Annotated in this window: 10 protein-coding genes and 1 pseudogene; 9 read left to right on the top strand and 2 right to left on the bottom strand. The window is 53.7% G+C overall.

The window, feature by feature from the left end:
- The 4 genes and pseudogenes from HZS80_RS23550 to HZS80_RS13355 form a co-directional block, all read left to right on the top strand.
- Nucleotides 1-112 (top strand): annotated as a pseudogene (locus HZS80_RS23550) (IS30 family transposase); the annotation flags it as partial.
- A gap of 16 nt (nucleotides 113-128) precedes the next feature.
- Complete coding sequence (locus tag HZS80_RS13365) at nucleotides 129-791, top strand: efflux RND transporter permease subunit (protein ID WP_340162618.1); 663 nt, start codon at nucleotides 129-131, stop codon at nucleotides 789-791.
- On the top strand, nucleotides 791-1,471 hold the full coding sequence (locus tag HZS80_RS13360; protein WP_179916355.1) for a response regulator transcription factor: 681 nt from the start codon (nucleotides 791-793) through the stop codon (nucleotides 1,469-1,471). The genes HZS80_RS13365 and HZS80_RS13360 overlap by 1 nt, the downstream gene beginning before the upstream one ends.
- Nucleotides 1,458-2,774 (top strand): sensor histidine kinase, encoded by a 1,317-nt coding sequence (locus tag HZS80_RS13355; protein ID WP_035560989.1) that lies wholly within the window; start codon nucleotides 1,458-1,460, stop codon nucleotides 2,772-2,774. Before HZS80_RS13360 ends, HZS80_RS13355 begins: the two co-directional genes overlap by 14 nt.
- Here HZS80_RS13355 and HZS80_RS13350 read toward each other — a convergent pair.
- Nucleotides 2,724-3,650 carry a 1,4-dihydroxy-2-naphthoate polyprenyltransferase gene (locus tag HZS80_RS13350; RefSeq protein ID WP_179916354.1) on the bottom strand — a complete coding sequence of 309 codons (927 nt, stop codon included), beginning with the start codon at nucleotides 3,648-3,650 and terminating at the stop codon, nucleotides 2,724-2,726. The two genes, HZS80_RS13355 and HZS80_RS13350, sit on opposite strands and share 51 nt — an antisense overlap.
- A gap of 232 nt (nucleotides 3,651-3,882) precedes the next feature.
- On the opposite strand from HZS80_RS13350, the gene HZS80_RS13345 reads away from it, so the two are divergent.
- The 3 genes from HZS80_RS13345 to menH are packed head-to-tail and all read left to right on the top strand — an operon-like array spanning nucleotide 3,883 to nucleotide 7,704.
- Nucleotides 3,883-5,208 (top strand): isochorismate synthase, encoded by a 1,326-nt coding sequence (locus HZS80_RS13345; RefSeq protein ID WP_179916353.1) that lies wholly within the window; start codon nucleotides 3,883-3,885, stop codon nucleotides 5,206-5,208.
- Between the two features lie 5 nt (nucleotides 5,209-5,213).
- Nucleotides 5,214-6,950, top strand: coding sequence for a 2-succinyl-5-enolpyruvyl-6-hydroxy-3-cyclohexene-1-carboxylic-acid synthase (gene menD / locus HZS80_RS13340; protein ID WP_179916352.1), 1,737 nt, complete (start codon nucleotides 5,214-5,216; stop codon nucleotides 6,948-6,950).
- Nucleotides 6,940-7,704 carry a 2-succinyl-6-hydroxy-2,4-cyclohexadiene-1-carboxylate synthase gene (gene menH / locus HZS80_RS13335; protein WP_179916351.1) on the top strand — a complete coding sequence of 255 codons (765 nt, stop codon included), beginning with the start codon at nucleotides 6,940-6,942 and terminating at the stop codon, nucleotides 7,702-7,704. Before menD ends, menH begins: the two co-directional genes overlap by 11 nt.
- A gap of 6 nt (nucleotides 7,705-7,710) precedes the next feature.
- On the opposite strand, the gene HZS80_RS13330 is transcribed toward menH, so the two are convergent.
- Entirely contained in the window at nucleotides 7,711-9,180 is a 1,470-nt protein-coding gene (locus HZS80_RS13330) for an anion permease (RefSeq protein WP_179916350.1), read from the bottom strand.
- Nucleotides 9,181-9,448: 268 nt separating this feature from the next.
- Between HZS80_RS13330 and frdA the strand changes: the two genes are divergently transcribed.
- Nucleotides 9,449-11,236, top strand: a complete 1,788-nt coding sequence (gene frdA, locus HZS80_RS13325) for a fumarate reductase (quinol) flavoprotein subunit (RefSeq protein WP_179916349.1) — start codon at nucleotides 9,449-9,451, stop codon at nucleotides 11,234-11,236.
- Entirely contained in the window at nucleotides 11,233-12,000 is a 768-nt protein-coding gene (locus HZS80_RS13320) for a succinate dehydrogenase/fumarate reductase iron-sulfur subunit (protein WP_218927709.1), read from the top strand. Before frdA ends, HZS80_RS13320 begins: the two co-directional genes overlap by 4 nt.
- Nucleotides 12,001-12,010: the final 10 nt, after the last annotated feature.

Here is a 12,010-nt window from a genome sequence, read left to right as displayed (position 1 = left end):
TAAGCTAAACGATAGACCAAGAAAGCGGCTGGGATACCGAACCCCAGCCCAGGTGTTCTTAGGTGAATACTCAGGAGCGCTAGAAACCGCAGGTGCTGCACTTATTAGTTGAATTCAGGGATAAAGAAGTGAAATCTGTCACTGATTTGGTGAGCAGTTTACAAATAACTATCGCCAATGACCTGCAACAGAAATATCCAAATCTAGATATCCATTTTGGAGGTGAAGCTGAACAGCAGCAAGAAACATCCTCATCAATGATAACCATGTTCTTGCTAGCGATGCTGGCAATTTATATGTTGCTAGCTATTCCACTGAAATCCTATATTCAACCATTAGTCATTATGAGCGCTATTCCGTTTGGCATCATGGGCGCTATTATTGGTCACTGGCTGTATGATTTGCCTTTGAGCATATTATCGCTAAACGGCGTCATTGCCCTTAGTGGCGTGGTGATCAATAATAGCCTATTGCTGGTGAGCCAATATAATCAGGAAAGCCTAGAAAATGACGACCACCAGCAGGCGATGGTGTCGGCTTGTACCAGTCGTTTACGCCCTGTACTGCTTACGTCAATGACGACATTTGCCGGATTGGTGCCTTTGCTTAGTGAAACGTCGATACAGGCACAGTTTTTGATCCCCGCAGCCGTTTCGCTTGCCTATGGTATTCTTTTTTCGACAATCATTATCCTAGTGTTGATACCATCATTGATTGCCATTCAAGAGGATATGGCTATCCGATTGAAGCGATTGGTAAGCGGTAAAGCGAATGAGGGAGTGCGGGAGTAATGCTAGATATATTATTGGTAGAAGATGATCATGATCTGGCAGAAACCGTTGTACAATATTTAGAGCTGGAAAACATCCACTGTGATCATGCCAGCAACGGTGTAAGAGGACTTTATCTGCTGCAAGAACATGATTATGACGCTTTGCTGCTGGATATTAATCTGCCTAGACTTGATGGATTAACCTTATGCCAAAAGCTCCGCAATGAGGGCAAGGATATTCCTGTGCTAATGCTCACCGCTCGCGATAGGCTTCAAGACAAGCTAGATGGTTTTCGAGCGGGTACCGACGATTTTCTCGTAAAACCTTTTGAACTTGATGAGTTGGTGGCCCGAGTGCAGGCGCTGACTCGTCGTCGTAGCGGACAAGCCCAAATTCTAAGCTATGGAGGGCTGGAAATGAACCTGAATAGGCGCGAAGTTTACCGTTCTGGTCAACGATTGAAGTTAACGCCTACGGCCTGGCAGCTTCTTGAAACGTTGCTGAGAGCCGCTCCAGAAGCAGTAAACAGGCAAAAGCTAGAAGCGGCAGTCTGGGGAGACAGAATTCCTGACAGCGATGTGCTTAAGGTTCATATGCATTATCTGCGCAAGACGGTGGATTCGGATTTCGTTTCGCGGTTAATACATACCGTGCCAGGCTTTGGTTTTGCTCTACGTGAAAATCATGAGCAAGGCTAATCCCAGCCTTCGTGGAGCCTTGATTCTAGTATTTACCGTCATCGCTTTTGTGCTCATCACTGGCTATAGTTTCTTATCAACACGGTATTTCATGAGTGGTATGGATACCATTATTGTCGATAACCTAAACTGGGCCGCCACTGTATATGCCGATGATGAGTCCGGCTCTAATCTCAAAGGTTTCGATAACTATAAAGTAACTCGTGAATGGCACGATCAGCCAGCCTTCATTGTTGAGTCAGAACCTACACCACCTATCGATAACCAGTTACAAAAATTAAATATGAAAGGTGAGGCCGAGCCATTTAATCTAATGTTTTTTTATATGGCTGTGGATGTCCGTGGAGAAATCTTTTATGTGAGTTTTTACATTTCACCCGATACGGTCTCCGAAATGGTGAAGAGCCACGCCAGAGAATCACTAATAACGCTGCTCGTTATTGGGCTGGGATCCGCTGCTTCAGTAGCACTGGTGGTATGGTGGTTTTTATATCAGTTAGCTCGTCCCGTAGCCCGCCTTGGTGTTTGGGCCCGAGAGTTGAATGAAAAAACTCTGGATGACCACATTCCAGATTTTGGATTCCGGGACCTAAACGATTTTGCCCGGCTGGTACGCAATAGTCTGATTTCAGTAAAAGAAGGACTCGATAGGGAACAATCTTTTTTACGTCATACTAGTCATGAATTGCGTACTCCTATTAGTGTGATACAAAATAATATTGAGTTACTTCGCAAGCTAAAAGAGCATCAGGCTATATTGCGGAACGACCCGCGGGAAATAGCTGTAGTAGAACGTATAGAACGCGCAAGCCAAACTATGAAAGACTTAACGACAACCTTGTTATGGCTAGGAAAGACTGATAATGAACCACTTTTCATTAAAGATTTCAGGTTAGATTTACTGATAAAGAGTTTGGTCGATGATTTAGGCTATCTTTTGAAATATAAAGATATTACGGTTTCGTTAGTGACCAAGCCCTATAGTTGTAAGTTGCCGGAAGCTGCTGTTCAGATTGTGCTAGGAAATCTCATTCGCAATGCTTTTCAACATACGATGGAAGGCGGTATTTGTATTACGCAGAGGGATAGTGTTGTTGAGATAGTTAATGATCTCAACATAGAGAATGAGGAGGCTGACAGCCTTGGTTTTGGGCTGGGCTTAGAGTTGACTGCAAAACTTACCCACCGTCTTGGGTGGGGTTATCATCATACGATTAAGCAAAGCCAGGCGATCGTCTGCGTATGTTTAAACTCAGAAAAAGACCAAGCCAATAGACAGCAGCACGCTGTAAAGCAGCGTTGAGATGGCGGTTTTCTTCAACATGCTTGTCAGAGTCTCTCCATCACGTGTGCGATGTAATGTCCTGGCGGCATCCGTCACCGGCTTGGCCACCAGCAGGCAACTCCATCCCGCTAATGGCACCGGCAGTACCAGCAGGTAGATAAGGGTAAGCAGCAGCGCCATCCCCAGCAGCGCCCAGTGGTACCTAATAGCGTTAGCGCGGCCCAGCCGCACTGCGAGGGTGCTCTTCCCGTTGCGTGCATCGCTTTCGATATCGCGCACGTTATTGACATTGAGCACGGCGGTTGCCAGCAACCCACACGCCGCTGCGGGTAGAAACGGTAGCCAACTTAGCTGCTGTACATGAAGGTAGTAAGTGCCTATTACCCCCAATAGCCCGAAAAAAATAAAGACCGCAACGTCCCCCAGCCCCCGATAACCATAGGGCGTGCCACCGAGCCCAACGGTATAGGTCACTGCAGCCAATAAAGAAGCCGCCCCTAGCAGCACGAAGGTGAGAATCTCGCCCCACTGGTTGCCAAAGGCGGTCACCAGTAAGAGTAGCCCCAACAGCGTGGCAGCAAGCGCGGTTATCACCATTCCCTTGCGCATTGCTTGGGGGCTAAGTAGGCCAGAGGAGACTGCACGCACAGGGCCGATACGTTGTGCGTCGTCAGCACCCGAAGCCGCATCACCATAATCGTTAGCTAGATTTGAGAGTACTTGCAGCGCAATAGCCGTTAACAGGGCAAGTAGCAGCACGGCAGGATTAAAGGCCTGGGCCGTCGCCGCCAGTCCGCTGCCCAACAGAATAGATGCGCACGCCAGTGGTAAGGTGCGAGGGCGAGCTGCGAGTAGCCAAGCCTGGCGTTGACGCTGCGTAGCGAGTGGTTCCATTACGTCGATATCCTATTAACTATTCGCGGGTAAAAACGGGTAAAGCGCAGCAGTAAGAAACATGCAAGTATGTATGATTAATTGCTGAAAAGCAGATCTAAGTCAAAAAAACATCCTCGCTTTACGCCACACTGCAAATACTCCATACACCTTTAGTCTACGTGAGAATTGGCCGAGTTATTTAGACAATACAAATATGAGGCGCTAGCAACGCTTACCTAAAAGGTTATTTATGTACCTCACCGACCCTATTGAAGCACTTAAGCACCAGCTTGATACGCTTGGTGAAACCGCTAAAAAGGGGTTTGTTCGCCTTAGTACCCCTTGTCAGGTAGATAACTTGGTAGGGTGGTTAAGCGTACAAAGCGTGTTACCCCACATTTACTGGAAATCACGTGATGCTGACGCCGTCGAGCATGTGACGCTGGGGGCTGTTAAAGCGTTTGATTCGCTGGTGGCGCTTCAGGCTGATCTTGCCGCGCTGGCAGGTATTGGTGGCGAGCAGCCGGATTACTTCGGGGGTATGGCCTTTGACCCTGATTCGCCTGGTTGGCAGCACTTTCCTGGCTGCCACTTTTTGCTGCCGCGTATAGAACTTAGGCGCCAGCAAGGCGTGGGAACGCTGTCACTCAACCTGCGTTTCGATGATCGTTGCCCTGATACTGAAATAGCCCAGGCTCACGCCTGTTTAGCTGTTCTGAAAGCGGAGAAAGCGCTACCACGTCTGCTACCTTATATTTACCAGCGTGAAGACCGTCCTGCACAAAAAGAGTGGGCGGCGTGGGTAGAGCGGGTTACTCATCCAAACCATCTGGGTCACACGCCCAAGGTGGTGCTTTCCCGGCAGACGTGCCTAACCGCACCGGAAATGCCCAACCCTTGGGCGCTGCTGGCACACTGGCAGGCCGGTGCCGCCGACTGTTTTCACTTTGGTATTCAGCTCACTCCGCATGAGGCGTTTATTGGCTGCCCGCCAGAGCGGCTTTATAAGCGCGAAGGTAGGCACTTAATGACCGAAGCACTAGCGGGCACCACGCGTCGTGGGCAGGATGCCCTGCAAGATCAAGCGCTTGCCGATGCACTGCTGGCCGATAAGAAAAACAGTCTGGAAAACCAGTGCGTCTATCAGCAGCTTTTGACCCAGCTTGAGCCGCTCTCTTCTCAAGTCCAGATGGGCGAGGCGCATATTGTTAAGCTGCGCTCGGTGCAGCATATCCGTCGTCTGATTCACGCCGAGTTGCACCAAGACGTCACCGACCAGCAGTTGCTGGCAGTGCTGCCGCCTACCCCGGCGGTAGGCGGCGTTCCCCGCGAGTCGGCGCTGGCATTTATTCATCAGCATGAGCGTCATCAACGCGGCTGGTATGCGGGCGTTTTCGGCCGAATCAGTCACACCAGCAGCGATCTGGCGGTGGCTATTCGCTGCGCCCATATCGGCCCAGAAGCGATCCGCCTTTATGCCGGTGCAGGCATAGTGGCAGGCTCCCAGCCGGACGAGGAGTGGCGCGAACTGGATACGAAAATTGCTGACATTATGTCGCTACTAGGAATGGGATAATGCATATGACAGCACCTGTATCTACCGATTTTGCCATCCAACACGCCACCTTCAATCACGTTTGGGCGGCGTTGATGTTAGAAGAGCTTTACCGCTTGGGTGTGCGTGATATCGCACTGGCGCCGGGCTCACGCTCATCGCCGTTGACGATGGTCGCCAGCGAGCACGCCGGGCTGCGCTGCCATTGCCATTTTGACGAACGTGGGCTGGGGTTTATGGCGTTGGGTATTGCCCGGGGCAGCCAGCGTCCGGTCGTTATTATTACCACCTCAGGCACTGCCGTGGCCAACCTTTACCCGGCGGTGGTGGAAGCAAATTTACTCGGCGTCCCGCTTATTGTGCTCTCTGCCGACCGCCCCATTGAGCTACTGGATAACGGCAGCAACCAGGCGATTGACCAACGGGATATTTTCTCCCGCTACACCATTGTTCACCACGACCTGCCGCCACCCGATGCTGAAATAAAAGCAGCGTTTCTACTCAGCACGCTTGATCAAGCCGTCGACCAGCAGCGTCGTACCCCTGGGCCTATTCACATAAACTGCCGTTATCGCGAACCGCTTTACCCCGGCAACTGCCTGGTGGATGCCAGTGATTATCTTGCCCCGCTGAGGGACTGGCTGACGACTTTAACACCGTGGAGTGATTGGTCATCCAGTACTGCGGTTCCAGCGCTCAACCACGCGTGGGAAACGTTTGCCCAGCAGCGTGGCCTGATCGTTGTAGGCAGGGTTGATGACCACAAGCAGGCGCAGCAGATTGTTGAGCTATCCAAGCAGTTGGGTTGGCCGCTACTGGCCGACATACAGAGCCAAATTCATTTTGACCCTCACAATCTGATTCACTTCGATCTGGCGCTGCATGATGAGCGTTTCAGCATAGAGCTCGCCAAAGCCGAGGTGCTACTGCAGTTTGGTGGCCGTTTAATCTCCAAGCGGTTAACGCAGTTTATTGCCCAGCAGCCGTGGCAGGACATCTGGTTGGTGGATCCGCTGTCCCAGCGGTTGGATTCCGACTACTGCGTTAAGCGCCGTTTGGTAGGCTCGCCTGCCGACTTTATAGCCGCTTTGCCAACGATATCTGAACAACTCTCCTGGCATCAGCTGACTAGCCTCCAACGCCGCACTAGCCGGCTTGTCGAAGAGCGCTGTAAGACATTTTCAGAAGTGAGTATTTGTCACCATTTAGCGCAGTTGGCTGAAGGGCAGCTATTCATAGGCAACAGCCTGCCCGCGCGGCTAATGAATATGCTGGGAACGGATCGCCGAACGCCGCTGCAGGTATTTGCCAATCGCGGTGCGTCTGGTATCGATGGATTAATTGCCACCGCTTACGGCGTTAGTTTCACCCACTTAGGGCCAACCACCATCGTGCTGGGAGATACCAGCGCACTCCATGATCTCAACAGCTTGGCGCTGTTAAAGCAGGCGGTTCAGCCGCTGGTGGTGATTATTCTCAATAATGATGGCGGTAGTATTTTCCATTTGCTGCCGGTGCCCAAAGAGGGCGAGCTGCTGGAGCGCTATTACCGCCAGCCCCACGGTTTGAGCTTTGAATATGCGGCAAAGATGTTTGGGCTTGGCTACTCAGCACCCTACTCATTGGATGCCTTTTCGGCGGCCTATACCCAGGCTCTGCAGGCGGGCGTTACGTTGATTGAGATTAAGGTGCCCCACCAGCAGGTGGCCGATGATCTGATAGCCCTTGGGGTAATGCTTCGGGAGGAACAGGGTGAGCAGTGAGTTTAAGCAAAAGTTACCCAAACCAACCCTGATCCTGCTGCACGGTCTGCTGGGCGACCGCCACGACTGGGCGGGAGTGAACGCTGGTTTGGAAGGTATAGATTGCCTAGCGTTGGACTTGCCTGGGCACGGTGAAAATCAACAGATACAGGTAGACTCTTTCGAAGCGTTTCATCACTGGCTCAGTGACACATTGTTGACTCACGGTGTTCGCCGTTACTGCCTGCTGGGTTACTCCCTGGGCGGGCGCTTGGCGCTGTATCATGCCAGCCGTCAGCCACCGGGGCTGGAAGCGCTCTGGCTGGAAAGTGCTCACCCAGGGCTGCCCGCCAGTGAGCGTTCTGCCCGAATTGCTCACGATGAACGCTGGGCAACACGCTTCGAGCAGGAGCCATTGGGAAACGTACTTGCCGACTGGTACCAGCAGCCGGTATTTGCCGACTTAACCGGCGCCCAGCGCGGTCGGCAGATTCAACGTCGGCTAGCGAATCGTGGGCCAGCCATCGCCAGCATGCTGCGGTCATCTTCCTTGGGTCATCAGCCGTCACTATGGTCGTGGTTGGAAAATACCACGCTTCCGGTGAGCTACTTCTCGGGGCAGCGGGACGCCAAATTCCACACTCTGGCGTCTCATCTAGCAATGATGGCCCCCCGCCTGCGCCATATCACGCTGGAAGGGGGCCACAATCTTCATGCTGAGCAACCAGAGATGATTGCTCAACAGCTCAATGCCTGGTATCGCACGCTAGGCTAATGTTTATCAGCTGATCAGCATTAACCAGGGTAGGCCGATCACCAGCCAAACCACCAGGAATAGCAGTCCGAAGATCGCCCCTAGGCGCCAAAAGAGTGCGCTGGGCAGGTAGCCGCTGCCGTAGTAAACCGGGCTTGGCCCTGTGCCGTAGGGGGTGAGAATGCCCATAAAGCCCAGCGTGGGTAGCAGCAGCAGAATAAACATCTGCATATCCAGCCCGGCAATCCCGGTAGCTGCCGCCAGAATTACGGGTAGCAGGGCGGTAACGTGGGCCGTCACGCTGGCAAAGAAGTAGTGCAGTAAATAGAAAATCACCACCAGCGCCACCATGGCCATTAGCGGGTCGAAGTGGCTTATCTGCCCGCCGACCACGCTGCCAAACCAGTTAACGAAGCCTACTTGGCTAAGCCCGCCCGCTAGTGCCACCAGGGTGGCAAACCATACAAAGGTATTCCAGGCTGCTCGGTTATCGAGAATATCGCTCCAGGTCACAATACCGGTTAACAACATGCCGCAGATCACCAGTAGACCCACCAGCGACCCAGAGATAATGTCGCCGGCAAAAATCCACAGCAGCAGGGCAGTGACCACCATAATAACCAGCATTATTTCATGGCGAGTCAGTGCCCCCAGCTTAGTCAGCTCCTCACCCGCCCAGTCGGAAATTTCATGGCCCGCTTTCACTTCAGGAGCGCATAGCCAGTAGCTCAGCAGCGGCACCAGCAGAAGCAGCAGAATGCCGACAGGTGCAACTGCCATAAACCACTGCCCCCAATTGACCTGGATACCGGTAGTGCTTTCGGTTAACGCGATCGCCAGTAAGTTCGGGGCCAGGGCGGTCAAAAATAGTGAGCTGGTCACACAGGTAGAGGCAAGCGCCGTCCACATTAGAAAGCTACCCATGCGCTTCATGCTGGGGTCGTTGGGGTGCGAATCGTAAAGCGGCGGCAGGTTACGAATGACAGGATAGATCGTGCCCGCACTGCGCGCCGTATTGGAAGGTGTAAAAGGCGCCAGAATGCCATCGGCAATCATCACCGCGTAGCCTAGGGTCAAGGTGCGCTTTCCCATTGCCTTGACCAACCAGAGCGATATCCGTCTGCCCAGTCCGGTTTTTTCGTACCCCAGGGCAAACATAAAAGCGCCGAAAATCAGCCACACAGTGGAGTTGGTAAAGCCCGAAACCGCCCACGAAAAAGCTTGGCCCGCGGCATTAAATCCTTCGGTCGCTAGTTGCTCGGGAGAGAACAGCACCCATCTGGAAAGAAGTGCCACCAGGGTAACGCCGATAAGCCCCACCACTGCGCCTGGTAATGGTTCAAGAATCAGGCCCATAACGCAGCCCAGGAAAATAGCCAAGAAGTACCACGCGTGAGGCGCTAGCCCCGGGGGAGTGGGTATCAGCGCGATGATAATAGTAACTGCTAGCGGTGCTAATAGTTTCCATCGCGGTGAGGGTTGGGCATTGGACGTCATGCGGCACCTCTCTTCAATTTTTGCAGTAAGGACTTCTTTGTCGCTTGGTAGGCAGCCATCTGCCTGCAGTGAGTGGCTTGAAGAGTAGGACTTGCGGCACGAGGGGAACAGCAATACCCACTCAATTCACTGCTTACTTGATGTGCGTCAATAGTCTTTTCGACTAATGAGCAAGGTCTATAACGGGCATGGTAAGTTCGAATAAAGAAGACGGCAGCGAAGATTGCCGCCAGTAACACCTTTGACCTGGCTAACGGAAGGGGTTGTCATGCAGCAGCGAGATTTCGATATCGTCATTGTAGGTGGGGGGGGAGCAGGGTTGCGCGCTGCTATTGGTGCTGCTGAGCACGCTAAAGAGCACAAAACACCTCAACGCATTGCGCTGCTGTCCAAGGTGTATCCCATGCGTTCCCACACCGTGGCGGCTGAAGGCGGCGCTGCCGCCGTAACCAGTGCCGAGGATTCCTATCAGGCGCATTTCGACGACACGGTGTCAGGCGGTGACTGGCTGGTTGAGCAGGGCGTCGTCGACTACTTTGTCCATCACGCTTATCAAGAACTGGTGCAGATGGAGCGATGGGGCTGCCCCTGGAGCCGGAAAGACGATGGCCAAGTGCAGGTGCGGCGCTTTGGAGGCATGAAAACGGCCCGCACCTGGTTCGCGGCTGACAAAACCGGCTTCCATATGCTCCACACCCTGTTCCAAACCTCGCTAAAGTACCCAGAGATCGAGCGCTTTGATGAGTTCTTTGTGCTCGATCTGGCCGTCCACGAGGGCGCGGTAATCGGCGTAATTGCCCTGCAGATCGCTACTGGCGAGCTAACCCTGCTACGCGCTAAAGCGGTGATTCTCGCTACTGGCGGTGCAGGGCGCTTGTTCCGCTTCAATACCAACGCGGGCATTGTCACCGGCGACGGTATGGCGATGGCCTATCGTCACGGCGTGGCGCTGCGGGATATGGAGTTTGTTCAGTACCATCCCACCGGCCTGCCTGGCTCCGGGATTTTGATTACCGAAGCGTGCCGGGGCGAAGGCGGCATTCTGCTCAATAAAGAGGGCTACCGCTATCTGCAGGATTACGGCCTGGGCCCAGAAACTCCGCTTGGCAAGCCGGAAAACAAATATATGGAACTGGGGCCACGGGACAAACTCTCCCAAGCCTTCTGGCAGGAGCAGCAGGCGGGCCGCACCGGCAAGTTTGGCGACAGCGACGTGGTGTATCTCGACCTGCGTCACTTGGGTGAAAAGACTATATTGGAGCGCCTGCCGTTTATCTGCGAGCTAGCCAAAGCCTATATCAATGTCGATCCGGTGAAAGAACCCATCCCCATTCGCCCGGCGGTTCACTACACCATGGGCGGAATTGAAACCAACCCCCAGTGCGAAACCTCAATCGCGGGGCTCTACGCCGCCGGGGAGTGTGCTTCGGTGGGGTTGCACGGCGCTAACCGCCTCGGCTCCAATTCGCTTACCGAGCTGTTGGTGTTTGGCCGTTTAGCCGGTGAGCAAGCCAGCCAACGGGCGGCACAAACCGAGTGGGCCGATGAGCGGCTGCTGGAAGCCCAGGGTGACCGTCAGCAAGCCAAGCTGCTGCGCCTCTGTGACGGCACCGGGAGCGGGGAGAACTGGGTCGAACTCAAGCACGCCATGGTGCAGGCCATGGAGAGCGGCTGCGGTATTTACCGCACCGAAGAGGGCATGCGCCATTCTCTGGAGACCATGCGTCAGCTGCGCGCTCGCTTCAATGAAATACGCGTTAAAGATACCAGCAAGATATTCAACACCGAGCTACTGGAGTGCATTGAACTTGGCTATGGCTTGGATATCGCCGAAGCCTCATGCTTGAGTGCCCTGGAGCGCCGTGAATCCCGCGGTGCTCATCAGCGCCTGGATGAAGGCATGCAAAAACGCGACGACGTTAATTACCTCAAGCACAGCCAGGTGTTTTATCAAGGCGAAGCTCCGGCCGAACTGCACTGGCAGGATGTCGATGTGCGGTTTTCTGCACCAGCTGAGCGGGCCTATGGCGATGCAGGCAAAGGGGGCAAGGCATGAATACCGAGCAGATCAATGCTAAGAACGTCAGCACCAAGCACATTAGCGTCAAACGCTACATGCCCGACAGCTCGGCTGAACCCTATTGGCAGCAGTACGAACTGCCGGTGGACGACAGCACTTCTCTGTTGGATGCCCTCAACCATATCAAAGAGCAGCTCGATAGCACCTTGAGCTACCGCTGGTCGTGCCGGATGGCGATTTGCGGCTCCTGCGGGGTCATGGTGAACGGCATTCCCAAGCTGGGCTGCAAAACCTTCCTGCGCGATTATGAAGGTGAGATCCGCATCGAGCCGCTATCCCACTTCCCGGTGCAGCGGGATCTGGTGGTTGATATGGCGATATTCCTTGAGCACCTGGCCGCGGTTAAGCCCTACCTGATCGATGACAATCCGGTAAAACCCTACGACCCACAGGCGCCGGAAACCTATCAGCAGTCACCCGAACAGCTCGCCCGCTATAAGCAGTTTGCTAACTGTATTAACTGCGGCCTCTGCTACTCGGCCTGCCCGCAGTTCGGGCTTAATCCTGAGTTCCTTGGCCCAGCGGCGCTAACGCTGGCCCACCGTTACAACCTGGATAGCCGCGATCACGGTAAGAAACAGCGTATGGCCGAACTTAACCGCCATGAGGGGGTGTGGAGCTGCACGTTTGTGGGCTTCTGTTCCAAGGTATGCCCCAAACACGTAGACCCGGCCGCTGCTGTGAATCAGGGCAAGGTCGAAGCGGCCAAACACACGCTCATTGCGCTGTTCAAAGGCTAGGGGAGGAACG

The organism is Vreelandella glaciei, from assembly GCF_013415125.1.
Taxonomy (GTDB): domain Bacteria; phylum Pseudomonadota; class Gammaproteobacteria; order Pseudomonadales; family Halomonadaceae; genus Vreelandella; species Vreelandella glaciei.
Note: the sequence above shows the minus strand (reverse complement) of the source record. Positions and strands in the feature narration are given on the sequence as shown.

Bases quoted from the DNA above. Each gene is read 5' to 3' on its own strand.
- HZS80_RS13355 (WP_035560989.1), top strand. From the start codon at position 1,458: ATGAGCAAGGCTAATCCCAGCCTTCGTGGAGCCTTGATTCTAGTATTT.
- frdA (WP_179916349.1), top strand. From the start codon at position 9,449: ATGCAGCAGCGAGATTTCGATATCGTCATTGTAGGTGGGGGGGGAGCA.
- HZS80_RS13320 (WP_218927709.1), top strand. From the start codon at position 11,233: ATGAATACCGAGCAGATCAATGCTAAGAACGTCAGCACCAAGCACATT.
- HZS80_RS13330 (WP_179916350.1), bottom strand. From the start codon at position 9,180: ATGACGTCCAATGCCCAACCCTCACCGCGATGGAAACTATTAGCACCG.
- HZS80_RS13360 (WP_179916355.1), top strand. From the start codon at position 791: ATGCTAGATATATTATTGGTAGAAGATGATCATGATCTGGCAGAAACC.
- HZS80_RS13350 (WP_179916354.1), bottom strand. From the start codon at position 3,650: ATGGAACCACTCGCTACGCAGCGTCAACGCCAGGCTTGGCTACTCGCA.
- HZS80_RS13345 (WP_179916353.1), top strand. From the start codon at position 3,883: ATGTACCTCACCGACCCTATTGAAGCACTTAAGCACCAGCTTGATACG.
- menD (WP_179916352.1), top strand. From the start codon at position 5,214: ATGACAGCACCTGTATCTACCGATTTTGCCATCCAACACGCCACCTTC.